General features: G+C 72.3%; 18 protein-coding genes. 4 read left to right on the forward strand and 14 right to left on the reverse strand.

Annotated elements, in window-relative coordinates:
- Nucleotides 1-91 precede the first annotated feature (91 nt).
- The 5 genes from ilvC to ABD954_RS09585 all read right to left on the reverse strand — a co-directional run bounded on the left by ilvC (nucleotide 92) and on the right by ABD954_RS09585 (nucleotide 8,286).
- Nucleotides 92-1,093, reverse strand: coding sequence for a ketol-acid reductoisomerase (gene ilvC, locus ABD954_RS09565; RefSeq protein WP_345485452.1), 1,002 nt, complete (start codon nucleotides 1,091-1,093; stop codon nucleotides 92-94).
- Between the two features lie 126 nt (nucleotides 1,094-1,219).
- Nucleotides 1,220-1,747: an acetolactate synthase small subunit gene (ilvN, locus tag ABD954_RS09570; protein ID WP_128978596.1), complete on the reverse strand. Its 528-nt coding sequence runs from the start codon at nucleotides 1,745-1,747 to the stop codon at nucleotides 1,220-1,222.
- A 29-nt stretch (nucleotides 1,748-1,776) separates the two neighbouring features.
- Nucleotides 1,777-3,630, reverse strand: a complete 1,854-nt coding sequence (locus ABD954_RS09575; protein ID WP_345485453.1) for an acetolactate synthase large subunit — start codon at nucleotides 3,628-3,630, stop codon at nucleotides 1,777-1,779.
- 239 nt (nucleotides 3,631-3,869) lie between these two features.
- The gene (locus tag ABD954_RS09580; protein ID WP_345492057.1) at nucleotides 3,870-6,614 is read right to left on the reverse strand and encodes a putative bifunctional diguanylate cyclase/phosphodiesterase; all 2,745 of its coding nucleotides are present in this window, start codon (nucleotides 6,612-6,614) and stop codon (nucleotides 3,870-3,872) included.
- A 709-nt stretch (nucleotides 6,615-7,323) separates the two neighbouring features.
- Entirely contained in the window at nucleotides 7,324-8,286 is a 963-nt protein-coding gene (locus ABD954_RS09585; RefSeq protein ID WP_345485454.1) for a 2-hydroxyacid dehydrogenase, read from the reverse strand.
- Between the two features lie 75 nt (nucleotides 8,287-8,361).
- On the opposite strand from ABD954_RS09585, the gene ABD954_RS09590 reads away from it, so the two are divergent.
- The 3 genes from ABD954_RS09590 (at nucleotide 8,362) to ABD954_RS09600 (ending at nucleotide 10,957) form a co-directional block, all read left to right on the forward strand.
- Nucleotides 8,362-9,363 carry an aldo/keto reductase gene (locus ABD954_RS09590; RefSeq protein ID WP_345485455.1) on the forward strand — a complete coding sequence of 334 codons (1,002 nt, stop codon included), beginning with the start codon at nucleotides 8,362-8,364 and terminating at the stop codon, nucleotides 9,361-9,363.
- 138 nt (nucleotides 9,364-9,501) lie between these two features.
- Complete coding sequence (locus tag ABD954_RS09595) at nucleotides 9,502-10,641, forward strand: PQQ-dependent sugar dehydrogenase (protein WP_345485456.1); 1,140 nt, start codon at nucleotides 9,502-9,504, stop codon at nucleotides 10,639-10,641.
- A 31-nt stretch (nucleotides 10,642-10,672) separates the two neighbouring features.
- Nucleotides 10,673-10,957, forward strand: a complete 285-nt coding sequence (locus tag ABD954_RS09600; RefSeq protein WP_382745905.1) for a DUF6191 domain-containing protein — start codon at nucleotides 10,673-10,675, stop codon at nucleotides 10,955-10,957.
- Here ABD954_RS09600 and ABD954_RS09605 read toward each other — a convergent pair.
- The 5 genes from ABD954_RS09605 to ABD954_RS09625 form a co-directional block, all read right to left on the reverse strand.
- Nucleotides 10,841-13,876, reverse strand: a complete 3,036-nt coding sequence (locus ABD954_RS09605) for a helix-turn-helix transcriptional regulator (protein ID WP_345492059.1) — start codon at nucleotides 13,874-13,876, stop codon at nucleotides 10,841-10,843. The genes ABD954_RS09600 and ABD954_RS09605 overlap by 117 nt on opposite strands.
- Before the next feature lie 34 nt (nucleotides 13,877-13,910).
- On the reverse strand, nucleotides 13,911-14,096 hold the full coding sequence (locus ABD954_RS09610) for a hypothetical protein (protein WP_345485458.1): 186 nt from the start codon (nucleotides 14,094-14,096) through the stop codon (nucleotides 13,911-13,913).
- 154 nt (nucleotides 14,097-14,250) lie between these two features.
- Nucleotides 14,251-14,811 carry a GNAT family N-acetyltransferase gene (locus ABD954_RS09615; protein WP_345485459.1) on the reverse strand — a complete coding sequence of 187 codons (561 nt, stop codon included), beginning with the start codon at nucleotides 14,809-14,811 and terminating at the stop codon, nucleotides 14,251-14,253.
- Complete coding sequence (locus ABD954_RS09620; protein WP_345485460.1) at nucleotides 14,789-17,041, reverse strand: MMPL family transporter; 2,253 nt, start codon at nucleotides 17,039-17,041, stop codon at nucleotides 14,789-14,791. Before ABD954_RS09620 ends, ABD954_RS09615 begins: the two co-directional genes overlap by 23 nt.
- A 198-nt stretch (nucleotides 17,042-17,239) precedes the next feature.
- The gene (locus tag ABD954_RS09625; RefSeq protein ID WP_345485461.1) at nucleotides 17,240-19,339 is read right to left on the reverse strand and encodes a phosphocholine-specific phospholipase C; all 2,100 of its coding nucleotides are present in this window, start codon (nucleotides 19,337-19,339) and stop codon (nucleotides 17,240-17,242) included.
- Between the two features lie 439 nt (nucleotides 19,340-19,778).
- Between ABD954_RS09625 and ABD954_RS09630 the strand changes: the two genes are divergently transcribed.
- Nucleotides 19,779-20,852, forward strand: a complete 1,074-nt coding sequence (locus tag ABD954_RS09630) for an acyltransferase family protein (RefSeq protein ID WP_345485462.1) — start codon at nucleotides 19,779-19,781, stop codon at nucleotides 20,850-20,852.
- Between the two features lie 79 nt (nucleotides 20,853-20,931).
- On the opposite strand, the gene gatB is transcribed toward ABD954_RS09630, so the two are convergent.
- From gatB to gatC, 4 genes are read right to left on the reverse strand one after another with little or no spacing between them, the layout of a single operon-like run.
- Entirely contained in the window at nucleotides 20,932-22,443 is a 1,512-nt protein-coding gene (gene gatB / locus ABD954_RS09635) for an Asp-tRNA(Asn)/Glu-tRNA(Gln) amidotransferase subunit GatB (protein ID WP_345485463.1), read from the reverse strand.
- A 16-nt stretch (nucleotides 22,444-22,459) separates the two neighbouring features.
- Nucleotides 22,460-22,693, reverse strand: coding sequence for a hypothetical protein (locus ABD954_RS09640; protein ID WP_250765831.1), 234 nt, complete (start codon nucleotides 22,691-22,693; stop codon nucleotides 22,460-22,462).
- A 5-nt stretch (nucleotides 22,694-22,698) separates the two neighbouring features.
- The gene (gatA, locus tag ABD954_RS09645) at nucleotides 22,699-24,201 is read right to left on the reverse strand and encodes an Asp-tRNA(Asn)/Glu-tRNA(Gln) amidotransferase subunit GatA (protein WP_345485464.1); all 1,503 of its coding nucleotides are present in this window, start codon (nucleotides 24,199-24,201) and stop codon (nucleotides 22,699-22,701) included.
- A gap of 7 nt (nucleotides 24,202-24,208) precedes the next feature.
- Nucleotides 24,209-24,505 (reverse strand): Asp-tRNA(Asn)/Glu-tRNA(Gln) amidotransferase subunit GatC, encoded by a 297-nt coding sequence (gatC, locus tag ABD954_RS09650; protein WP_016642027.1) that lies wholly within the window; start codon nucleotides 24,503-24,505, stop codon nucleotides 24,209-24,211.
- Nucleotides 24,506-24,584: the final 79 nt, after the last annotated feature.

Genomic DNA, 24,584 nt, shown 5'->3' on the forward strand with positions numbered 1-24,584 from the left:
TCCTTGGAAGGATCACCCGTCCGTGGTTGGACGGGGTGTCCAAGGATGTGGCACAGGGCCGGACAGCGTGTCCGGCCCTGTGCCGAGAGGCTTACGCCTCCTCGTCGTTCACCCAGCTCATGAGCTTGCGGAGCTCCTTGCCGGTGGTCTCCAGGAGGTGCTGCTCGTCCTGGGTCTTGTACTCGTTGTACTTCTTCAGGCCGCCGTGGTACTCGTCCATCCAGTTCTTGGCGAAGGTGCCGTCCTGGATGTCGGTGAGGACCTTCTTCATCTCGGCCTTGGTGGCGTCGGTGATGATCCGCGGGCCGGTGACGTAGTCGCCCCACTCGGCCGTCTCCGAGACGGACCAGCGCATCTTCTCCAGGCCGCCCTCGTACATGAGGTCCACGATCAGCTTCAGCTCGTGCAGGCACTCGAAGTAGGCGATCTCCGGCTGGTACCCGGCCTCGACCAGGGTCTCGAAGCCCGCCTTCACCAGCGCCGAGGCGCCACCGCACAGGACGGCCTGCTCGCCGAACAGGTCGGTCTCGGTCTCCTCGGTGAAGGTGGTCTTGATGACGCCGGCACGGGTGCCGCCGATCGCCTTGGCGTAGGACAGGGCCAGCGCGAAGGCGTTGCCGGTGGCGTCCTGCTCGACCGCGGCGATCGCGGGGACGCCGCGGCCCTCCTCGTACTGGCGGCGCACCAGGTGACCCGGGCCCTTGGGGGCGACCAGGGCGACGTCCACGCCGGCCGGGGGCTTGATGAAGCCGAAGCGGACGTTGAAGCCGTGCGCGAAGAACAGCGCGTCGCCGTCCTTCAGGTTCGGCGCGATGGACTCCTCGTAGACCTCGGCCTGGATCGGGTCCGGGATCAGGATCATGATGACGTCGGCCTCGGCGGCGGCCTCCGCCGGGGTGACCACGCGCAGGCCCTGCTCCTCGGCCTTGGCCTTGGACGTGGAGCCCTCGTGCAGACCGACGCGGACGTCGACACCCGAGTCACGCAGCGACAGCGCGTGGGCGTGGCCCTGGCTGCCGTAACCGATCACCGCGACCTTACGGCCCTGGATGATCGAAAGGTCGGCGTCGTCGTCGTAGAACAGCTCGGCCACTGGGAATCTCCTTGAGGTGCTGGTGTTGCGTCCCACCGTACGGCGGGGTGCGTCGGGTACGTTTTCGGGTCTCGCCAGGCGGACCGCCGGATGGACCGGCGGCCGCCTCCTTGACCACCGGGTCTGTCAGGCGCTGCGGTCGAGGGCACGCAGGGACCGGTCCGTGATGGACCGGGCACCACGCCCTATGGCGATGGTGCCGGACTGGACGAGCTCCTTGATGCCGAACTGCTCCAGCATCTTGAGCATCGCCTCCAGCTTGTCACTCGAACCGGTGGCCTCGATGGTGACCGCCTCCGGCGAGACGTCCACGGTCTTGGCGCGGAACAGCTGGACGATCTCGACGATCTGGGAGCGGGTCTCGTTGTCGGCGCGGACCTTCACCAGGACGAGCTCGCGCTGGATCGCAGCGCTGGGCTCGAGTTCGACGATCTTCAGGACGTTGACCAGCTTGTTGAGCTGCTTGGTCACCTGCTCCAGGGGCAGGTCCTCGACACTGACCACGATGGTGATGCGGGAGATGTCGGGGTGCTCGGTGACGCCGACGGCGAGTGAGTCGATGTTGAAGCCGCGGCGGGAGAACAGGGCGGCGATCCGGGCGAGGATGCCGGGCGTGTTCTCGACCAGGACGGAGAGCGTGTGCTTGGTGGACATGATGTGGGTCTCTTCCTTCGCTCTGCGCTTCAGTCGTCTTCGCCGTCGCCGAAGTCGGGGCGGACGCCCCGGGCGGCCATGACCTCGTCGTTGGAGGTGCCGGCGGCGACCATCGGCCAGACCTGGGCGTCCTCGTGGACGATGAAGTCGATCACGACCGGGCGGTCGTTGATCGCGTTGGCCTCGGCGATGACCTTGTCCAGGTCCGCCGGGTCCTCGCAGCGCAGCGCCACACACCCCATGGCCTCGGACAGCTTCACGAAGTCCGGGATCCGGGTGCCCCGCGCCTGCGGATTGACGTCGTCCGGACCCGAGTGCAGCACCGTGTTGGAGTAGCGCTGGTTGTAGAACAGGGTCTGCCACTGGCGGACCATCCCCAGCGCGCCGTTGTTGATGATCGCGACCTTGATCGGGATGTTGTTCAGCGCACAGGTGACCAGCTCCTGGTTGGTCATCTGGAAACAGCCGTCACCGTCGATCGCCCACACCGTGCGCTCCGGCATGCCCGCCTTCGCGCCCATGGCGGCCGGGACCGCGTAGCCCATCGTTCCGGCGCCGCCGGAGTTCAGCCAGGTCGCGGGCTGCTCGTAGTCGATGAAGTGCGCCGCCCACATCTGGTGCTGACCGACACCGGCCGCGAAGATCGTGCCCTCCGGCGCGAGCTGGCCGATGCGCTGGATGACCTGCTGCGGCGACAGACTGCCGTCCTCCGGCAGGTCGTAGCCGAGCGGGTAGGTCTCGCGCCAGCGGTTGAGGTCGCTCCACCAGGCGGTGTAGTCGCCCGTGTTGCCCTCGGTGTGCTCGGCCTGCACCGCCTGCACCAGATCGGCGATCACCTCACGCGCGTCACCCACGATCGGAACGTCGGCGGCACGGTTCTTGCCGATCTCCGCCGGGTCGATGTCGGCGTGGACGATCTTGGCGTACGGGGCGAAGCTGTCCAGCTTGCCGGTGACGCGGTCGTCGAAGCGGGCTCCGAGGGCGACGATCAGGTCAGCCTTCTGCAGCGCGGTGACGGCGGTGACCGCACCGTGCATGCCCGGCATCCCCACGTGCAGCGGGTGGCTGTCGGGGAACGCGCCCAGGGCCATCAGAGTGGTGGTGACCGGAGCACCAGTCAGCTCCGCCAGGACCTTCAGCTCCGCCGTGGCGCCGGCCTTGAGGACGCCGCCGCCGACGTACAGGACGGGCCGCTTGGCGGCGGTGATCAGCTTGGCCGCCTCGCGGATCTGCTTGGCGTGCGGCTTGGTGACCGGGCGGTAGCCGGGCAGGTCGGTCTGCGGCGGCCAGCTGAAGGTGGTCTTCGCCTGGAGGGCGTCCTTGGCGATGTCCACCAGGACCGGGCCGGGGCGGCCGGTGGAGGCGATGTGGAAGGCCTCGGCGATCGTCCGCGGGATGTCCTCGGCCTTGGTGACCAGGAAGTTGTGCTTGGTGATCGGCATGGTGATGCCGCAGATGTCCGCCTCCTGGAAGGCGTCCGTGCCGATCGCCTTGGAGGCGACCTGGCCGGTGATCGCGACCAGCGGGACGGAGTCCATGTGCGCGTCGGCGATCGGCGTGACCAGGTTGGTGGCGCCGGGGCCCGAGGTGGCCATGCAGACGCCGACCTTGCCGGTGGCCTGCGCGTAGCCGGTGGCGGCATGGCCCGCGCCCTGCTCGTGGCGGACCAGGATGTGCCGCACTCGCTTCGAGTCCATCATCGGGTCGTAGGCGGGGAGGATCGCGCCGCCCGGAATGCCGAAGACGGTGTCCGCCCCCACTTCCTCGAGAGAACGGATGAGGGACTGCGCACCCGTCACGTGCTCGACGGTGGTGGCGGGCTGTGCGCCGCTACGGGTCCGCGGCTGCGGATGGTGCCCGGTGGCCTGCTCGGTCATCAGCATTCTCTTCTCGAAGCAGAGGGTTCTTTGCGAGGGTTGTGCGAGGCGTTTCGCGAGGTTTGTGGCGACTTCGCGGGGAGTCGGTGCAACAAAAAACCCCTCGTGCCGGGAGGCAAGCGAGGGGAGCGCGTCGGGTGCGTTGTCAGGCGGGCCTTCGTGGGCCAGCCTCAGCCGACGCGCTTTCCAAGTACGAGAATTCGGGTGCGCATGGCACTGACCCTCCCCCCGACGCGCGGTCACTGTCAAGTGGGTGGGACGGGCGTCTCACTATTTGAGCGGATCGGGGGACGGTTTCCGACACTCACCGGGACCGGAGCGGGCAGCGGGTACTCGTCCCGCACCAGGGCGCGGCGCAGCCGGTACTCGTCGAGCGGCCCGGAGAACGCCATGCCCTGGCCATGGGTGCAGCCCATGGAGCGCAGGGCGACGACCTGCTCGGGCATGTCCACGCCGTCGGCGACGGACTGCATCCCGAGATCACCGGCGATCCGCAGCAGACCGCTGGTGATCTTGCGCAGCCGGGCCGATTCCACGATGCCCTCGACCAGTCCGCGGTCCAGCTTCAGTATGTCGACCGGCAGGCGCCGAAGGGCGTTGATCGCCGCATGTCCGCTGCCGAATCCGTCCAGGGCGATCCGGACGCCGAGCCGGCGCAGGGCGGCCAGGCGCTGTTCCAGGTCGTCGAAGGTGACCCGGGGGTCCCGGGGGTCGGTGTCGGCGAGCTCGATGATCAGGGAGCCGGAGGGCAGGCCGTGCCGGGTCAGCAGCGACTCGACGGAGCCGAGCGGCATCGAGCGGTCGAGCAGACGGCGGGCGGAGAGCCGGATGGCGACCGGGGTGCGGTGGCCGAGTCCGGCGCGCTCGGCGGCCTGCTCGACGGCCTCCTCCAGGAGCCAGCGGCCGAGCTCGGCGGTGCGCTCGCTGTCGTCGGCGGCGCGCAGGAATTCGGCCGGGGTGAAGAGGATGCCCTGGGCGGAGCGCCAGCGGGCCTGGGCGGCGACGGCGGTGATCCGTCCGGTGGCCAGGTCGACGACGGGCTGGTGGAGCAGGGCGAACTCGCCGTCGTGCAGGGCGCTGCGCAGCCGTGCGGCCAGTTCGGTGCGGCGGACCACCTCGGCCTGCATCTGCGGGGCGTAGAGCTCGACGCGGTCCTTGCCGCCGGCCTTGGCCCGGTACATGGCGAGGTCGGCGTTGCGCAGCAGCTCTCCGGCGCTGAGGCCGGGCTCGGCGAAGGCGACGCCGATGGACGCGGCGACCCGCACCTCGCTGCCGCTCTCCAGGCGGTACGGCTGGGAGAGCCTGATCCGCAGCCGGTCGGCGATCTCGTGGACGCGGCACTCGCGGTCGGTCTGGTCGCGGCCGCCGTCCCCGAGGATGAGGGCGGCGAACTCGTCGCCGCCGAGCCGGGCCGCGGTGTCCCCGGCCCGCACGGAGTCCTGGAGCCGTCGCGCGGCCTGGATCAGCAGCTCGTCGCCGGCCTGGTGCCCGAGCCGGTCGTTGACGGCCTTGAAGCCGTCCAGGTCGATGAAGAGCACGGCGGTGCCGGGGTCCGAGGAGCGGCGGCCGCTGAGCGCGGTGCGGACCCGTTCGGTGAACAGGGCCCGGTTGGGCAGGTCGGTGAGCGGGTCGTGCTCGGCGTTGTGCCGCAGCTGGGCCTGGAGGCGGACGCGTTCGGTCACGTCGCGGCTGTTGAAGATCAGGCCGCCCTGGTGGCGGTTGACGGTGGACTCGACGTTCAGCCAGTCGCCGCGGCCGGAGCGGAAGCGGCACTCGATGCGGGTGGTGGGCTCCTCGGCGGGCGAGGCGGCCAGGAAGCGGCGCACCTCGTGGACGACGGATCCCAGGTCCTCGGGGTGGATCAGGGAGGCCAGCTCGGAGCCGATCAGCTCCTCCGCCTCGCGGCCGTACACGCCGGAGGCGGCGGGGCTGACGTAGCGGAGTATCCCGGAGGGCGCGGCGATCATGATGACGTCGCTGGAGCCCTGCACGAGGGACCGGAAGTGGTTCTCCTTCTGGGCCAGTTCGTGGGTCAGGGCGATGTTGTCGAGCAGCATGATGCCCTGCCGGACGACCAGGGCGAGCACGACCGTGCAGCCGGTGAGGACGACGACGCGGTCCACTCTGCGTCCCTCGACGACGTTGTACAGGATGCCGAGCGTGCAGACCGCCGCCGCGAGGTACGGAGTGAGGGCGGCGAGCGACCCGGCGAGGGGGCGGCTGTGCGGCTGCCTGACGGCCCGGGCGGCGGGCGGCGCCTCGGCGGGGCGGCGCGCGCCCCAGGGCGCGTAGGCGAGCAGCAGGGAGCCGGCGAACCAGCCCGCGTCCAGGAGCTGTCCGGAGCTGTAGTGCTCGCGCAGCAGCGGCGAGGTGAACAGCGCGTCGCACAGGACGGTGAGCGCGAGTGCGGCGATGGCGGTGTTGATCGCCGAGCGGTTGACGTGGGAGCGGCGGAAGTGCAGCGCGAGCACCATGCTGACGAGGACGATGTCGAGCAGGGGGTACGCGAGGGAGAGCGCGGCTCTGGCGACGCTCTCGCCCGGCACGTAGGCGGTGTGCGCGAGGGCCAGGCTCCACGACAGGGTGAGCAGGGAACCGCCGATCAGCCAGGCGTCGAGGGCGAGGCAGACCCAGCCCGCCCGGGTCACCGGCTTCTTGGCGAGGACGAGCAGGCCGACGATGGCGGGCGGGGCGAAGAGCAGGAAGCAGAGGTCGGCGACGGAGGGGCTGGGCACCTCCCGGTCGAGCACGACCTCGTACCAGCCCCAGACGGCGTTGCCCGCGGCGGCCATGAAGGAGGAGAAGGCGAACAGGAGCCAGGCGGGCCGGAAGCTGCGGTGGCGGCCGCGGGCGTAGAGGAAGCAGGAGACGGCGGCGGCGAGCGCGGCGGCGCTCAGGCCGAAGTCGCCCATGACGCGGGCGATCCGCTCGGAGCCCCAGCCGAGGGCGGCGCCGGTGGCGTATCCGCCGCAGACGAGGCCGAGGCCGATCTGGGCGAGGACTCCGCCGGCTTCGGGTCCCTGGGGTCCGGAGCCGGGCCCGCCCGGGGGGCCGGGGCGCGGGCCGGCCTCGGCGACGGACGACCGCCGCAGGAGTGCCCCCGTGCTCACCGGGGCCTCCGGGGCCTCGCGGGGGTGTTCGTGCGCGCGGTGCGTCCCCGGGCCGTCGCCCGGGTGGTCGGTGCGGGGTGCGGCGTGGCCGCCGCGGTCGCCGGGGGCGCACTGCCCGCCGTCCGGGGTGTCGGGCGGGGTGTGCCCGCGGCCGGCGTCGTCCGGTCGGTGCGCAGCGGCACCGGCGCGGGGGGCGGGAAGGGCGCGGGCACCCGGGCCGGCGGGGGCGACGCGTGCGCCCGGTCCGGCCGGGCCGGTGCCCCGGTCGTCCCGCGGCGGCCCGGCGGCGCGGGCGGGCGGGTCCTGGACCGGCTGGTCCGGGACGGCGGCTGCGAGGCGCGGAGGGGTGGCCGGCGGCGGCACCGCCGCGTCGGATCGTCGGTCACTCGGCCGTGCTTCACCCGTCGCCCCCCTCGGAATCTGATGACCCGTCACTTCGCTCCCCAGCGTCCGCCCGTTCCCGACGCAGTCCCCCGATCCCGGACCATACACCAGGATCGTCACTCAGGGACAGGGGTGCAGTACTCTCCGTGACTACCAGGGGGCTTGTGAGCAGCGCACTCAGGGGGCGCGCGCCCTGGCCGGCGGATCAGGTGGTGAGCACGACGTTGCCGGGCTCCTCCCCCGCCGCGAACCGGGTCAGCTGCGCCGCCAGGAGACGCTTGGCGCGCGGCATGAAGGCGGAGGTGGAGCCGCCGACGTGGGGGCTCACCAGGACACCGGGCGCGTGCCAGAGGGGATGCCCGGCCGGCAGCGGTTCGGGGTCGGTGACGTCGAGCGCGGCGGTGATCCGGCCCCTCTCCGCCTCCTTGAGGAGCGCGGCCGTGTCCACCACGGGGCCGCGCGCCACGTTGACCAGGAGGGCGCCGTCCTTCATCCGGGCGAGGAACCCGGCGTCGGCGAGATGGCGAGTCCCGGGCGTCAGCGGGACGGAGAGCACGACCACGTCGGCCTCGGGCAGCAGCGCGGGCAGCTCCGACAGGGCGTGCACCGGACCGCGCTCGGTGGCACGCGCGGAGCGCGCGACGCGCACGACCCGCGCGCACTCGAAGGGAACGAGCCGGTCCTCGATGGCGGCGCCGATCGACCCGTACCCGACGATCAGCACGGACTTGTCGGCGAGTGCCGGATAGAACCCGGCCCGCCACTCCTCCGCGTCCTGGCCGCGCACGAAGCCGGGGATGCCGCGCAGCGAGGCGAGTATCAGGGCGAGGGTCAGCTCGGCGGTGCTGGCCTCGTGCACGCCCCGGGCGTTGCACAGCCGGACGCCGGGGCGCAGGGCGCCGAGCCCCGGGGTCACGTGGTCGATGCCCGCGGAGAGCGTCTGCACGACCCGGACGGAGCCCATGGCGGGCAGCGGCCGGCAGGCGACCTCCTCGCCCTTCATGTACGGCACGACGTAGAAGGCGCAGCGCTCCGGATCGGCGGGGAAGTCGGGACCGCCGTCCCAGAAGCGGTAGTTCAGCCCCGACGCGCCCGGCGCGGGGAGCCCTTCGATCTCGTCGGCCGGAATCGGAAGCCACACGTCAGTGGCGGTGTCGTCGAACGTCATGACCGGGAGGCTATGCGATGGATCCGGGGCGCCATTGGTTACTTTGGGGGACGGCACAGGGAGGGGTACCGGCAGGTGGAGCGCAGGACGATCGGGGCGGCGGCGCTCGGGGTGGGTGCGGTGGGCCTCGGATGCATGCCGATGAGCTGGGCGTACAGCGGCTCCCAGCGGCGGGGCGACCGCTCGTTGCGGACGGTGCACGCGGCCCTGGACGCCGGGGCGAACCTGCTCGACACCGCCGACATGTACGGTCCGTTCACCAACGAGCTGCTGCTCGGGCGGGTACTCAAGGAGCGCCGGGCGGACGCCTTCGTGTCGACCAAGTGCGGACTGCTCGTGGGCGACGGGCACGTCGTGGCCAACGGCCGCCCGGGTTACGTGCGCAGGGCGTGCGACGCCTCGCTGCGCCGCCTCCAGACCGATGTGATCGACCTCTACCAGCTGCACCGGGCGGACCCCGAGGTGCCGGTGGAGGAGACCTGGGGCGCGATGGCCGACCTGGTGCGGGCGGGCAAGGTGCGGGCGCTCGGCCTGTGCGCGGTGGGCGCCCGCTCGACCCGGCGGGGCGCGCCGGACGGGGGCTACGAGGGAACGATCCGCCAACTGGAGCGGATCCAGCAGGTGTTCCCGGTCAGCGCGGTCGAGGCCGAGCTGTCGGTGTGGTCCCAGGAGGCGCTGGTGCGGCTGCTGCCCTGGTGCGAGGCGCGGGGCGTGGGCTTCCTGGCGGCGATGCCGCTGGGCAGCGGTTATCTGACCGGGACCCTGACCCCGGGCGGCGGCTTCGAGGCGGACGACCCGCGGGCCCGGCACCCGCGTTTCACCGCCGAGATGATGGCGGCCAACCAGCCGCTGGTGGCGGGCCTGCGCCGGGTCGCCGCCCGGCACGGCGAGGACGTCACACCGGCGCAGGTGGCGCTGGCGTGGGTGCTCTCCCGCGGACCGCACGTGATCCCGATCCCGGGCGCCAAGCGGGAGCGGTGGGCCGTCGAGAACGCCCGGGCGGCCGGCCTGGCCCTCGACGGGGCCGACCTGGCGGAGATCGCGGCGCTGCCGGCGCCGAGGGGCTCCTGGGACTGAGAGCGGCCCTGGGACTGCGAGCGGCCCTGGGACCGAGGGGAAGGGAGCTCCCCGGAAAACCCGCCGCGGCGGATGGGAACCCGAACGGGCCGGGCGGTGTATCAAGAGCAGGAACCGCCGCGCTGAAGGGATCGGGACATGGGTCGGGGCCGAGTCGTCGTGAAGGGCGTGGCGGGGGCTGTCGCCGCGCTGCTGCTGGCCGCCGGGTGCGGAGGGTCCTCGGGCGGGGGCGGGGGCGGAGGGCCGACCGCCACGCCGACCGGCCCACCTCCCTCGGCGACCTCCGCCACGAGCCCTCCGCGGGCGCCGGTGGTGAGGGTGGCGGGGACGCTCACCGAGGGCCTGAGGTCGCCGTGGGGCCTGACCGAGCTGCCCGGGGGCGATCTGCTGGTCTCGTCGCGCGACGAGCGGACGATCACGCGCGTCTCGGCCCGGGACGGGCGCAAGACGCCGCTCGGCGAGGTCCCCGGGGTGGTGCCGGGCGGCGAGGGGGGCCTGATGGGCCTCGCGGTGCGGGACGGCTGGGTGTACGCGTACCTCACCTCCGCCTCGGACAACCGGATCGTGCGGATGCGGTACGGGGGTGGGGCCGGTGACCGGCTCGGGGCGCCGCAGCCGGTGCTGACGGGCATCCCGAAGGGGGTCGTGCACGACGGCGGGCGGATCGCGTTCGGCCCGGACGGGATGCTGTACGCGGGGACGGGAGAGACGGGAGAGACCGGGCTCGCCCAGGACCGGGAGTCGCTGGGCGGGAAGATCCTGCGGATGACCCCGGAGGGCCGCCCGGCGCCCGGCAACCCGTTCCCGGGCTCGGTCGTGTACTCGTACGGGCACCGCAATGTGCAGGGGCTCGCCTGGGACGGGGAAGGGCGCCTGTGGGCGGCGGAGTTCGGGCAGAACACCTGGGACGAGCTGAATCTGATCCGGCCGGGGCGGAACTACGGCTGGCCCGAGGCCGAGGGGCGGGCGGGCCGTTCCGGGTTCACCGACCCGGTGGCGCAGTGGCCGACCTCGGAGGCGTCGCCCAGCGGGATCGCCTACGCGCGCGGCGCGATCTGGATGGCCGGGCTGAGGGGCGAGCGGCTGTGGCGCGTCCCCCTCTCCGGAGCGGAACGTTCCGGAGAGCCCCGGGCGTTCCTCTCGGGTGAGTACGGACGGCTGCGCACGGTCCTGGCGACCGCGGGTGGCTCCCGGCTCTGGCTGGTGACCAGCGAGACCGACACCCGGGGCACCCCGGGGCCGGACGACGACCGGATCCTCCGGCTGGAGGTCGGTTAGGGCCAGAGGGAGGCCGCACGTGTTCAACCTGATGGAAGAGCTCTTCGCCCCGAGCCGCAAGCACACCGACGACGAGCGGCAGCGGCTCGCCCTGACCCGGGAGGACCTGGGCGACGGTGCTCCGCACAAGGGTCCGATAGACCTGGCCTCCGGGAAGGTGACCGTGCGGATACCCGTGCCCGCGGGGGCGCCTGCCGGGTCAGACGGGGGCGTCGAGGAGCCGGAGGCGGTGGGCCAGGGCGGCGGCCTCGCCGCGGCCGGCGACGCCCAGCTTGGCGAGGATGTTGGAGACGTGGACGCTCGCCGTCTTCGGTGAGATGAACAGCTCCTCGGCGATCTGACGGTTGGTGCGGCCCTCGGCGACCAGGCGCAGCACGTCCTGTTCGCGCGGGGTGAGGCCGAAGGCGTCGTCCTCGGCTTCGAGCGGCTGCGGCGCGGGCCGGTCGGCGGTGAGCGGTGTCAGCCGGGCGCGGGCGGCGAGGAGTTCGACGTCCTCGCGCAGCGGGTGGGCGCCGAGCCGGACGGCGGTGACGTGGGCCTCGCGGAGCAGCGCCGCGGCCTCCTCGCGCCGCCCGCCTTCGGCGAGGAGGGCGTCGGCGAGCCGGTGCCGGGCCCGGGCCAGCTCGTGGGGGCGGTCGAGCGCCTCGAAGGCGGTGACGACCTCGGTCCAGCGCTCGGTGGTGGCCCGGCCCTCGGCGCGGGCGAGTTCGGCGGAGACGTGCAGGGAGTGGGCCTGCCAGACGGGTGCCGGGGCGGCCAGGTTCCGTACGCAGCGGCGGATCAGGTCCAGGGCGGCCGGGCGGCCGTCGGCGGCGGCGGGCAGGCCCCGGGCGTCGGCCTCCGCGGTGACGGCGGCCAGGACGAGCGGCCAGCCGTAGCGGTGGGTGCCGGGCGGGAAGCCGGTCGCGGTCGCGGCGGCGAGGACGGCCCGTACGTCGGCGAGGCGTCCCTCGGCGCTGGCGACGAGGGTCTCGACGTGCGCCATCGGCAGGCTGTACTGCGGCATCGGGTCGCGGGTCCCGTAGCGGGCGGCGGCCTCGGCGAGGCGGGCGGCGGCCGGGGCGGGTTCGCCGCGCAGGACGGCGAGGAGGCCGAGCAGCATCAGGGCGGTGCCGCCCGGCTTGGTGCCGGCGGCCGCGGTGCGGAGCAGCAGTTCGGCTTCCTCCTGGCCGCGGTCCCATGCGCCGAGGGCGATCAGTGACTCGGCGAGGTTGGCGCGGATCCAGCCCGCGCTGTCGACCAGGCCGTGGGAGCGGGCCATGTCGATGCCGGTGGTGGCGACCTCCACGGACTCCTGAGAACGGCCGAGCCCTTCCAGACAGGAGGAGAGGTTCACATGGGTGCGGGCCGCCTCGTGGAACTGTCCGAGGGCCGTGGTCCGTTCGCGTACGGCGTGGAGCTCGGCCAGTCCGCGCTCGGTGTCGCCGGCGGCCACCATGATGCAGCCGAGGGTGCCCCGGGCGGTGAGTTCGATGGCCTCGGCCTTGACGAGGCGGGCGTATTCGACGGCGCGTTCGGCGTCGGCGAGGGCGTCGGGGCCGGGGTTGCGGAGCATGGCCCAGCCGGCGGCGACGGCGAGGACCAGGGCGTGGACGGCGGAGGGCGGCAGTCCGCGGACGAGTTCCTGGGCGCGGGCGATCTCGGCCCAGCCGTCTCCGCGGGCCAGGTTCGACTGGAGCCGGGCGCGTTCGGTCCAGAACCAGGCGGCGCGCAGCGGGTCGTGCTCCTCGTCGGTGTCGAGCAGCCGCAGCGCCGTCTTGCCGATCTTCAGGGCGCGTTCGCGTTCGCCGCAGAGCCGGGCGGCGACGGCCGCCTCGGCGAGCAGGTCGAGGTAGCGCAGCGGGGTGGTCTCGCGGTCGCAGCCGCACGGCGGATACGCCTCGGCGTAGTCCATGGGGCGCAGTGCGCCGCGGACCTCGTCGGGCACCTCGTCCCAGAGTTCCAGGGCGCGTTCGAGGAGGCGGAGCTGTTCGGCGTAGGCGTAGCGCTTGCGGGTCTCGACGGAGGCGCGCAGGACGGCGGGAAGGGCGCGGGCGGCGTCGCGGGAGTGGTACCAGTAGGTGGCGAGGCGGTTGGCGCGTTCGTCGGCGCGGACGAGGCCGGGGGCCTGCTCCAGGGCTTCGGCGTAACGGCGGTTGAGGCGGGAGCGTTCGCCGGGCAGCAGGTCGTCGCTGACGGCCTCGCGGACCAGGGAGTGGCGGAAGCGGTAGCCGTCGCCGTCGGGGGCGGCGATCAGGATGTTGGCGCCGACGGCTGCCCTCAGGGCCTCGATGAGGTCGTCCTCCGAGAGCCGGGCGACGGCGGCGAGCAGGTCGAACTCGACGGTGGAGCCGCCCTCGGCGACCGTCCGGACGACGCGCTGGGCGTCCTCGGGGAGTGCTTCGACGCGGACCAGGAGGAGGTCGCGGAGGGATTCGCTGAGGGAGCCGGCGGCGGCGCCGCACGCGTGGGAGGCGACGAGTTCCTCGACGAAGAAGGCGTTGCCGTCGGAGCGTTCGAAGACCTCGGCGAGCAGGGCCGGGGCAGGTTCGGCGGCGAGGATGCCGGTGAGCTGGCGGTGCACCTCGGCGCGGGTGAAGCGGGAGAGTTCGATGCGGCGGACCGAGCGCAGCCGGTCGAGTTCGGCGAGGAGGGGGCGCAGCGGGTGGCGGCGGTGGATGTCGTCGGAGCGGTAGGTGGCGACGACCACGATCCGGCCGCGGTGCAGGGTGCGGAAGAGGTAGGCGAGCAGGTGCCGGGTGGAGGCGTCGGCCCAGTGCAGGTCCTCGAGGACGAGGACGACGGTGCGGTCGGCGGCGAGGCGTTCCAGGAGCCGTACGGTCAGCTCGAAGAGGCGGGCGGTGCCGTCCTCGGCGGCGGGATCGTGGCTGCCGACGTCGCCGAACTCGGGCAGCAGCCGGGCGAGTTCGCCCTCCTGGCCGTCGGCGGCGGCGGCGAGTTCCGCGGGCAGGCGCCGGTGGAGGGCGCGCAGCGCGGTGGAGAAGGGGGCGAAGGGCAGTCCGTCGGCGCCGACCTCGACGCAGCCGCCGACGGCGACGACGGCGCCCTGGGCGCGGGCGAGGTGGGTGAACTCCTCGACCAGGCGGGTCTTCCCGACGCCCGCCTCGCCGCCGACGAGCAGGGCCTGGGGCTCTCCCGCGCCGCCGCGGGAGAGCGCCTCGGTGAGGGTGCCGAGTTCACCGGCTCGGCCGACGAACACGGGGCTGACTGACCTGGTCTCCACGGCGCCGAGCATCGCACAGGCGTCCGTCGCCCCGGTCATACGGGGGTCACGCGGCCCGCGCGAAGCGGTCCGGGTCGGCGCTCACCCGCCCTTCGGGATCCTGGCGGCGGTTCGTGCGGCGGATCGCGCGGCGGGCCTTGGCGGCGCGGACGGCCTCACGCGCCAGCCGCTGCGCGGCGGCCTCGCGGACCAGTTCGGCGTGGTGGGCGCGGTGCAGCTCGTACTCGAACATCGTGTGCTCCCCGGGATGTCGGATCCGGTGTCGGTTCCGGTGTCGGTATCGCTCCTTGCGATGCCTCTACTGTCGTCGCCCAGGGGGTACGGCCACATCGGGCGTGTGCCGCATGTTCGGGGTACGGGGGGCCTTAGGGACGTACGAGGGTGCCTTAGGCGGGGGTTTCGGCGGCCCGCCAGTCGGGGGCCAGGACGGACCAGACCTCCATGTCGGCCCGCTTGCCGCGGTAGAGGTAGCTCTGCCTGAGGACGCCGTCCCGGCGCATGCCGAGGCGGCGGGCGACGGCGATGCTGGGGGCGTTGGCGGAGGAGACGTGCCATTCGACGCGGTGGATGCCGCGCTGCCGGACGGCCCAGTCGATGATGACCCGGCAGGCGCGGGTGACCAGGCCCCGTCCGGCGTAGCCGGGCTCGATCCAGCAGCCGGCCTCGGCCACCTCGTTCTCGGTGTCGAAGATCCGGAACATGACGCCGCCGACGAGCAGGCCGTCCACGCGGATGCCGTAGAGGTAGCCGGCGTCCTGGGCGGTCTTCTCGGCGTAGCGGACCAGGTGGCGGCGGGCGGAGTCCAGGTCGGTGACGATGTCGGGCAGGCCCACGTGGGCGCCGATGAAGTCCCGGCCGCGGTCGATGTGGGCCAGGAACTCCTCCGCCTGCCAGGGCAGCAGCGGGGTCAGCTCGGCTCCGTCGTCACCCAGCGGTATCGCGAACATCCTCGTTCTCCTCTGTCTTCGCCGCCTGTTCGGTCCGCGGGATGATCACCCGCGTGGGGATCTTCGCACGGGTGTCGGCGGCGACCCGGCACTCGGGCGGCTCGATGCTGATCCGCGGCAGTACGCGGTCGAGCGCGCGCGGCAGCCACCAGTTCGCCCCGCCCAGCATGTGCATCAGGGCGGGGACGAGGAGGGTGCGCAGGACGAAGGCGTCGAGGGCGACGGCGGCGGCCAGCGCGATGCCGAACATCGCGATGACGCGGTCGCCGGAGAGGACGAAGGCGAGGAAGACGGAGATCATGATGACCGCGGCCGAGTTGATCACCCGGCTGGTCTCGGCGAGGCCGACCCGGACGGCCCGCCGGTTGTCGCCGGTCTCCAGCCACTCCTCGTACATCCGGCTGACCAGGAAGACCTGGTAGTCCATGGAGAGGCCGAAGAGCACCGAGACCATGATCACGGGCAGGAAGGGTTCGATCGGCCCCCCGCTGCCGAGGCCGAGCAGTTCGCTCCCCCAGCCCCACTGGAAGATCGCGACGACCACGCCGAAGGCGGAGGCCACGGCGGCGACGTTCATGAGGGCGGCCTTGAGCGGGATGCCGAGGGAGCGGAAGGCGAGCAGCAGCAGGAGGCAGCCGAGTGCGATCACGACGCCGACGAAGAGCGGCAGCTTGCCCACGATGATCTCGGCGAAGTCGTCGTAGGAGGCGGTGACGCCGCCGACGTGGACCTGGAGGGAGGAGCCGTCGGCGGCGGCCGGCAGGACGTCGTCGCGGAGCCGGTCGACGAGCTCGCTGGTGGCCTTGGACTGGGGGGCGGAGTCGGGGACCACGGTGAGGACGGCGGTGTCGCCGGAGCTGTTGTACGTGATCGGGGAGACGGCCTCGACGCCCTTGGTGTGCGCGAGCCGGTCCGGCAGCTCGTCGAGGGCGAGCCGGTCGTCGGCGCCGTCGAGGGAGGCGACGAGGGTGAGCGGTCCGTTGACGCCGGGGCCGAAGCCCTCGGCGACCAGGTCGTAGGCCTGGCGGGTGGTCGCGGAGGCGGGGCCGTTGCCCTGGTCGGAGGTGCCGAGGTGCAGGGAGAACGTCGGCAGGGCGAGGACCGCCATGACGACGGCGGCGACGACGCCGAGCAGCTTGGGGTGGCGCTCGACGAAGGCGGACCAGCGGGCGGCGAAGCCGGTCGGCAGCTCCGGCTGGGGGCCGTGTTCGGCGAGCTGCCGCCGTTCGCGGCGGCTGAGGGCGCGCATGCCGATGAAGGAGAGCAGCGCGGGCAGCAGGGTGACGGAGGCGGCGACGGTGAGAACGACGGTGAGGGAGGCGGCGATGGCGACGCCGTTGAGGAAACCGAGCCGCAGGATGAGCATGCCGAGCAGGGCGATGCAGACGGTGGCGCCGGCGAAGACGACGGCGCGGCCGGTGGTGGCGACGGCGATCCGGGCGGCCTCGGGCACGGGCAGGCCGCGTTTGAGGCCCTTGCGGTGCCGGGTCACGATGAACAGCGCGTAGTCGATGCCGACGCCGAGGCCGATGAGCAGGCCGAGCATCGGGGCGAAGTCGGCGACCGTCATGACGTGGCCGAGGAGCACGATCCCGGCGTAGGCGGTGCCCACGCTGACCAGGGCGGTGGCGATGGGGAGCGCGGAGGCGGCGAGGGAGCCGAAGGCGAGGAAGAGCACGACGGCCGCGACGACGACGCCGACGGCCTCGGCGACGTGCCCGCCGGGCGCCTCGGTGAGGGCGACGGCGGAGCCGCCGAGTTCGACCCGGACGTGGTCGGCCGCGGCGGCCTTGGCGGTGTCGACGAGGGCCTCGGCCCGGGCGACGGGGATGTCGTCGGCCTGGGCGTCGAAGGTGACGGTGGCGTAGGCGGTGCGGCCGTCCTCGCTGATCTGGCCGGGAGCGGAGTCGTAGGGGGAGATCACGGAGGTGATGCCGGGCAGCTCGGCGACCTCGTCGAGCATGTCCGTCATCCGCTCCTCGACGGCGGCGGCGCGCACGCTGCCCCGGTCGGTGTGCCAGACGATGGTGTCGCTGTCGCCGCCGGCGCCGGGGAAGCCCCGTTCGAGCAGTGCGGTGGCGCGGCCGGACTCGGTGCCGGGAACCTCGTAGTCGTTGGAGTACGCGCTTCCGGCGATCGCCGCTCCGGTGGCGGTTCCGCCGAGGGCGAGGAGCCAGAGCAGAACGGCGACGAGGCGGTGCTTGATGCACCACCGTGCGATGGCTGCCAAAGGACGTGCTCCCTGGGTGGTTCGGTGCTCCGCCCACTCTCGCAGCCAAACGTGATCGTTTGCCCCTTTCGTGGCGATCCTCACAGGGTGCGTCGGGCCACGGGCCGGCGGTCCCGTGTCCCGGCGCAACCTGTCCCTGACCTGCGGCGCGTCACCGGCTCATGGCCTGCGCCGCCCGCCGTCCGCGGCCGCGGGGCCTCAGCCGGACACGCTGGGGCGCCCGTTCTCGATGTGGCCCATGAGGCGGCGGCGGAAGCCCGCGGGGCCGGTCACCTCGATGTCGTACCAGCCGTGGGCGTCGGCGGCGGAGTGCACGACGGTACGGGTCCTGCCGGGCTTCACGGTCACAGTGCGGGTCCAGCGGCCGCGCTCGCCGAGGTCCTCGGGGTCGACGTAACCGAGCGGCCGGACCGTGAAGGCGACCGGGGCGTCCGTGTCGTTGCGGACGGTGAGGTGCAGGTCGCGGTCGTGGTGGTCGATGCGCGAGAGGAGGGCGGTGCCGCCGGCCGCGGGGCCCTCGAACTCGCGCCGGAAGCCGTTCGGACCCGTGATCGTGAAGCGATAGTGATCGCGCGCGACGGGGACGCTCCATGAGGCCGTGCCCCTGACGTCACGGTGCTGCGGGACGGCGAACTCGCCGGCGTACGGATACAGGGCGAAGTGCGCGCTCGCCCGTCCGGTGTTGCGCAGTGTGACGGAGACCTGGCCGTCCTCGACCGTCGCGCAGGCGTCCGGCTGGTACGGCAGGGGGCGCGCGGGACGGGTGCCGGGCTCCTGGACGGGCATCGCCTGGACGGCGGGGGGCTGCGGCCGCCAGCGGCCGGTGAACGGCGGGATCGGGCCGGGCTGCTCGACGGGCGGCTGCCGGCGGGTCCGGTGGAAGTCGAAGGCGGAGGTGAGGTCGCCGGTGACGGTCCGGCGCCAGGGGGTGATGTTGGGCTCCTCGACGCCGGTCAGCCGCTCCAGGAAGCGGATCACCGAGGTGTGGTCGAAGGTCTCGGAGCAGACGTAGCCGCCGACGGACCAGGGGGAGATCACGAGCAGCGGGACGCGGATGCCGAGTCCGGTGGGCAGGCCCTTCCAGCGCTCGTCGGTGTCGTCGGCGGGCGGCACCGGCGGCGGCACGTGGTCGAAGAAGCCGTCGTTCTCGTCGTAGTTGATCAGGACGACGGTGTGGCGCCAGACGTCCGGGTGCGAGCCGAGGGCGTCGAGCACCTCGTAGACGAGCGTGGCGGAGGCGATCGGCGAGGAGGAGCCGGGGTGCTCGGAGTCGACCGCGGAGGGGACGAGGTAGGAGACCTCGGGGAGGGTGCCGGCGGCGACGTCGGCGCGGAAGGCGTCGGCGAGAGTGCCGGTCTCGACCCGGCGCAGCCCCCGCTCGAAAAGGGAGCGCTCGGCGGCGGTGAGGGTGGCCACGCCCTCCTCCAGGAGACCGAGGAGCCTGGCCCGCTCGGCGGAGTCGGCGGTCTCGCGGACGGCGGCGTAGAAGGACTCCATGAAGGTGTGGCCGCCGGTCTTCGCGAGCGCCTTGCGGGCGATCTTCTTGAAGCTGGTGAAGAACTCGATGTTGTTGTCGGTGAAGTTCTCCCACTCGGTGTACGTCTTCCAGCTGCGTCCTGCGGCTTCGAGCCGCTCGGCGTAGGTGGACCAGCCGTAGCCGGGATGGGTGCCCTCCGCGTAGGCGGCGTTGGTGACGGCGCGGCTGCCGTCCGCCTCGTAGCCGGTCCAGCCGGACCAGAGGTGGTTGCGGTTGGGGCTGGTGGAGGTGTGGATCGAGGAGTGGTAGGCGTCGCAGATGGTGAAGGTGTCGGCGAGTTCGTAGTGCAGCGGGAGGTCACGGCGGTCGTAGTACGCCATGGTCGCGGCGGTCTTGGCCGAGACCCAGCCGTCCATCCAGCCGCCGCGCCACGCCTTGCCGCCGCCGCTCCAGGAGTGGTCGAGGTCGCCGATGTACTGGAGGTCCTTGCGCTGGGCTTCGGCGGCGCCGCGCACGGGGAACGGCAGCACGGTCCGGCCGAGCGGGCCGGGCTGCTCGAACACCGAGGCACCGGAGGGCAGTTCGATCGCGTTGCGGTCGCCGAACCCGCGGACGCCGCGCAGGGCGCCGAAGTAGTGATCGAAGGAACGGTTCTCCTGCATCAGGACGACCACGTGGCGCACCGCGGCCATCCCGCCGGCCGGCGGCTCGGCGGCCATCGCCGCCTGAAGCGACGGCGGCAGCAGCGATCCGGTGGCGGCGGCACCCAGGGCGCCTCCGCCGAGCGCGAGCAGCCTTCTGCGCGAAATCTCCGGTGACACGCCCCGACCTCCTCGTCGACGGCCAATGGTTCGCTTCCGAGCCATTGGGGGTACGGCGGGGACGGTAATGAGCCGGAGTGACCGAGAGAAGACCCGGCGGGGGCACGGCGATGAACGTCCAAGAACCCGGACTCGGAAGTCCAAACCGCCATTTCATGGCATTCCAGACATAGTGTGGCTCGGGTGATGCCCCGTCGAGAGCGAAGGGCAGGTCCGGGTGACGCTCGATTCACGGACGTCGATCGGCGCCGAGCCGGCACCGGCGGCTCCGCCCGTTCCAGAAGCCGCAGGCCCGGCCACAGCCGTACCGGCACCGGCGCCCGCGCCCGCACCCGCACCCGCACCCGCACCCGCACCCGCACCCGCACCCACGGGATCCGGCACAGCCGCCCCGGCTCACACCGCCACCACCAAGAAGCGCCCGCCGCGGCTGGCGCTCGTGGACGGACTGCGGCTCGGGGCGTGTCTCTTCGTCGCCGCGTTCCATTTCCTGGGCACGACGAATCCGGCCATCTGGGGTGAGTCCCCCAAGGTCTTCTCGTACCTCGTGCACCGCGCCTCGATGTACGGCTGGCTCGGCGTGGAGATGTTCTTCCTCATCAGCGGCTTCGTCATCTGCATGAGCGCCTGGGGCCGCACCCCGGGCCAGTTCGCGGTCTCCCGGATCTCCCGGCTGTTCCCGGCCTACTGGTTCGTCATCCTGCTGATCGTCGCCCGCATGGCGGTCATCCCCCTGCAGACCGGTGACATCCACTCGGTCGTCCACCCGCGGGTGGTCCTGTCGAACCTCACGATGTTCCCGGGGCCGCTCAAGGTCGGACTGCTCGACGGTGTCGCCTGGACACTGGACGTGGAGGCCCGCTTCTACCTGCTGATGGTCGTCGTCCTGAAGTTCGGCACCACCTACGCGCGCATGGTGGGCTTCTGCACCGTGTGGCTGGTAGCCGCCTTCGTCACCCACTCCACCGGGTTCAAGCTGCTCGACCAGTTCGTCCTCAGCACCTACGCCGGCTACTTCATCACCGGCATCGTCGTCTACCTGATGTGCCGCTTCGGCCAGAACCTGATGCTGTGGTTCCTGCTCGGCATGGCCTGGGCCTACCAGCTCAGCGTGCTCCAGATCCGCGTGAACTGGCACCCCGCCACGTCCGGCACCGACAGGACGGTCTCCTGGACCCTGTGCGCCCTGCTCGTCACCGCGTTCCTCGCGGTCCTGATGCTGGCCTCCCTCGGCCCGCTCCGGAGGATCAGGGGGAGCTGGCTGGTCACCGCGGGCGCCCTGACGTACCCCTTCTACCTCGTCCACATGAGCCTCGGCATCCCGCTGGCCAAGGGTCTGACCCGGCACGTCCCCGCACTCGGGCCCTGGGGAACCATCGCGGTGACGACCGGCGCCATGCTGCTGCTCTCCTACGGCATCCACCGCTGGGTCGAGAAGCCCATGAGCAGGTGGCTGCGGCGCAGGCTCACCCAGGGCCTGAGGCCCAGGGAGAACCCCGAGTGGGCCCACTGAGCCGCCCCCTGAGCGTACGAGAGCGGCCCCGCACCGGAAATCCGGTGCGGGGCCGCTCTCGTAGCCGTACCGCCTGGGCTCAGCCCTCGCTGACGCCCAGCTTCTCCAGGATCAGGTCCTTGACCTTCGCCGCGTCGGCCTGGCCTCGGGTGGCCTTCATGACCGCGCCGACCAGGGCGCCGACCGCGGCGACCTTGCCGCCGCGGATCTTGTCGGCGATGGCCGCGTTGCCCGCGATGGCCTCGTCGACCGCCGCGCCGAGCGCGCCGTCGTCGGAGACGACCTTCAGACCGCGCTTCTCGACGACCTCGTCCGGGGTGCCCTCGCCGGCGAGAACGCCCTCGATGACCTGACGGGCCAGCTTGTCGTTCAGGTCGCCGGAGGCGACCAGGGCCGACACGCGGGCGACGTCCGCCGGGGTGATCGAGAGCTCCTCCAGGGAGACGCCCTGCTCGTTGGCGTTACGGGCCAGCTCGCCCATCCACCACTTGCGGGCCGACGCGGCGTCCGCGCCCGCCTCGATCGTGGCGACGATCGGGTCGACCGCACCCGCGTTGAGGATGGCCTGCATGTCCACCTCGGACACGCCCCACTCCTCGCGCAGCCGGTTGCGGCGCACCCGCGGCAGCTCCGGAAGGCCCTTCCGCAGCTCCTCGACCCACTCGCGGGAGGGGGCCACCGGCACCAGGTCCGGCTCCGGGAAGTAGCGGTAGTCCTCGGCGTTGTCCTTGATGCGGCCGGAGGTGGTCGTGCCGTCGTCCTCGTGGAAGTGACGGGTCTCCTGCACGATCGTGCCGCCGGCCTCCAGGACCGCCGCGTGGCGCTGGATCTCGAAGCGCGCCGCACGCTCCACGGAACGGAGCGAGTTGACGTTCTTCGTCTCCGAGCGCGTACCGAAGGTGGTGGACCCCTTCGGCATCAGCGACAGGTTGACGTCGCAGCGCATCTGGCCCTTGTCCATGCGCGCCTCGGAGACGCCCAGGGCACGGATCAGCTCGCGCAGCTCGGCCACGTACGCCTTGGCGACCTCGGGCGCGCGCTCGCCCGCGCCGACGATCGGCTTGGTGACGATCTCGATGAGCGGGATGCCGGCCCGGTTGTAGTCGAGCAGCGAGTGCGAGGCGCCGTGGATGCGGCCGGTCGCGCCACCGATGTGGGTGGACTTGCCGGTGTCCTCCTCCATGTGGGCGCGCTCGATCTCCACGCGGAAGACCTCGCCGTCCTCCAGCTGGACGTCCAGATAGCCGTCGAAGGCGATCGGCTCGTCGTACTGGGAGGTCTGGAAGTTCTTCGGCATGTCCGGATAGAAGTAGTTCTTCCGGGCGAAGCGGCACCACTCGGCGATCTCGCAGTTCAGCGCGAGACCGATCTTGATGGCGGACTCCACGCCGACCGCGTTGACGACCGGGAGCGACCCTGGCAGGCCGAGGCAGGTCGGGCAGGTCTGCGTGTTGGCGTCCTGGCCGAGCTCGGTGGAGCAGCCGCAGAACATCTTCGTCTTGGTGCCGAGCTCGACATGGACCTCCAGGCCCATGACGGGGTCGTACTCGGCGAGTGCCGCCTCGTACGACAGCAGTTCAGTGACAGTCACGGTGGAACTTTCCCTCTCAGCCCAGCAGGACGTCGTCGTCGCCGAGGCGCTTCAGCTCGCGGTACAGGATCGCGAGGCCGGTGACGATGGCGGCGGCGGACACGGCGGCGTCGACCAGACGCAGCATGTCACCGTCGCTGCGGGCCAGCTTCGCCTGCTTGGCGACGCTGACCGCGCCGAAGGCGGTGCTGGCCAGCGAGACGTAGACGCCGGTCTTCGACTTCTTGAAGTTCTTGGCCTTCTTTGCCATGGCGTTCACAGCGACGGAGCCTCCTCGAGCAGCGGGTGACCCCACCTTTCCACGAAGGCGGCCTCGACGGCGGCACCGACCTTGTACAGGCGGTCGTCCTTCAGGGCGGGGGCGATGATCTGCAGGCCGACCGGGAGGCCGTCCTCCGGCGCGAGGCCACAGGGCAGCGACATGGCGGCGTTGCCGGCCAGGTTGGTCGGGATGGTGCACAGGTCCGCGAGGTACATCGCCATCGGGTCGTCGGCGCGCTCGCCGATCGGGAAGGCGGTGGTCGGGGTCGTCGGGGAGACGATCACGTCGACCTGCTCGAAGGCCCTCTCGAACTCGCGGGTGATCAGGGTGCGGACCTTCTGGGCCGAGCCGAACCACGCGTCGTAGTAGCCGGAGCTCAGCGCGTACGTACCGAGGATGATGCGGCGCTTGACCTCGGGGCCGAAGCCGGCCTCGCGGGTGAGCGCGGTGACGTCCTCGGCGGACCGGGTGCCGTCGTCGCCGGCCCGCAGGCCGTAGCGCAGGCCGTCGAAGCGGGCCAGGTTGGAGGAGCACTCCGACGGCGCGATCAGGTAGTACGCGGACAGGGCGAGGTCGAAGGACGGGCAGTCCACCTCGACGATCTCGGCGCCCAGCGACTTCAGCAGCTCGACGGACTCGTCGAAGCGCTGCATCACGCCGGCCTGGTAGCCCTCGCCGCGGAACTGCTTGACCACGCCGACGCGCATGCCGGCGACCGAGCCGTTGCGGGCCGCCTCGACCACCGGCGGGACCGGCAGGTCGATGGAGGTCGAGTCGAGCGGGTCGTGGCCGGCGATGGCCTCGTGCAGCAGGGCCGCGTCGAGGACCGTACGGGCACACGGGCCGCCCTGGTCGAGGGAGGAGGAGAAGGCCACCATGCCGTAGCGGGAGACCGCGCCGTAGGTCGGCTTGACGCCGACGGTGCCGGTGACGGCGGCGGGCTGGCGGATGGAGCCGCCGGTGTCCGTGCCGATGGCGAGCGGGGCCTCGTACGCGGCGAGGGCGGCCGAGGAGCCGCCGCCGGAGCCGCCGGGGATGCGGGTCAGGTCCCAGGGGTTGCCGGTGGGACCGTAGGCGCTGTTCTCCGTGGAGGAGCCCATCGCGAACTCGTCCATGTTGGTCTTGCCCAGGATGACCACGTCGGCGGCCCTGAGCTTCGTGACCAGGGTGGCGTCGTACGGCGGGATCCAGCCCTCGAGCATCTTCGAACCGACCGTCGTGGGCACGCCCCGGGTGGTGAAGATGTCCTTGAGCGCGAGCGGCACACCGGCGAGCGGGCCCAGCTTCTCGCCGCGGGCCCGCTTCTCGTCCACGGCACGGGCCTGGGCGAGGGCGCCCTCGCGGTCGACGTGCAGGAAGGCGTGGACCTTCTCGTCGACGGCCTCGATGCGGGCGAGGTGGGCCTCGGTCACCTCGACGGCGGTGAGCTCGCCGGAGGCGATCTTCGCCGCGATCTCCGCGGCGGTGAGCTTGATGATGGTGCTGTTGTCCGTCATGACGTTCTTAGTCCTCCCCCAGGATCTGCGGCACCTTGAAACGCTGCTGCTCCTGGGCCGGGGCGCCGGAGAGCGCCTGCTCGGGGGTGAGCGACGGACGGACCTCGTCCGCGCGCATGACATTGGTCAGCGGCAGGGGGTGGGAGGTCGGCGGTACGTCTTGGTCGGCGACCTCGGAGACGCGGGCGACCGCGCCGATGATGTCGTCGAGCTGACCGGCGAAGTGATCGAGCTCTTCGTCCTTCAGCTCCAGACGCGCCAGCCGGGCGAGGTGGGCGACCTCCTCGCGCGTGATGCCAGGCATGCGGATCCTCATCGGGGTGAGTTTGACGGTGTTGGCCCAATCCTATGGGGCCGGTGCCGCTCCCCGTGAAACGGTCGGC

Source organism: Streptomyces roseoviridis (assembly GCF_039535235.1).
Taxonomy (GTDB): Bacteria; Actinomycetota; Actinomycetes; order Streptomycetales; family Streptomycetaceae; genus Streptomyces; species Streptomyces roseoviridis.

Excerpts from the sequence above, each read along its gene's own strand:
- ABD954_RS09575 (WP_345485453.1), bottom strand. The coding sequence starts at position 3,630 with ATGCTGATGACCGAGCAGGCCACCGGGCACCATCCGCAGCCGCGGACC.
- ilvN (WP_128978596.1), bottom strand. The coding sequence starts at position 1,747 with ATGTCCACCAAGCACACGCTCTCCGTCCTGGTCGAGAACACGCCCGGC.
- ABD954_RS09605 (WP_345492059.1), bottom strand. The coding sequence starts at position 13,876 with ATGCTCGGCGCCGTGGAGACCAGGTCAGTCAGCCCCGTGTTCGTCGGC.
- ABD954_RS09600 (WP_382745905.1), top strand. The coding sequence starts at position 10,673 with ATGGAAGAGCTCTTCGCCCCGAGCCGCAAGCACACCGACGACGAGCGG.
- ABD954_RS09595 (WP_345485456.1), top strand. The coding sequence starts at position 9,502 with ATGGGTCGGGGCCGAGTCGTCGTGAAGGGCGTGGCGGGGGCTGTCGCC.
- gatA (WP_345485464.1), bottom strand. The coding sequence starts at position 24,201 with ATGACGGACAACAGCACCATCATCAAGCTCACCGCCGCGGAGATCGCG.
- gatC (WP_016642027.1), bottom strand. The coding sequence starts at position 24,505 with ATGCCTGGCATCACGCGCGAGGAGGTCGCCCACCTCGCCCGGCTGGCG.
- ABD954_RS09640 (WP_250765831.1), bottom strand. The coding sequence starts at position 22,693 with ATGGCAAAGAAGGCCAAGAACTTCAAGAAGTCGAAGACCGGCGTCTAC.
- ABD954_RS09585 (WP_345485454.1), bottom strand. The coding sequence starts at position 8,286 with ATGACGTTCGACGACACCGCCACTGACGTGTGGCTTCCGATTCCGGCC.
- ABD954_RS09610 (WP_345485458.1), bottom strand. The coding sequence starts at position 14,096 with ATGTTCGAGTACGAGCTGCACCGCGCCCACCACGCCGAACTGGTCCGC.
- ABD954_RS09615 (WP_345485459.1), bottom strand. The coding sequence starts at position 14,811 with ATGTTCGCGATACCGCTGGGTGACGACGGAGCCGAGCTGACCCCGCTG.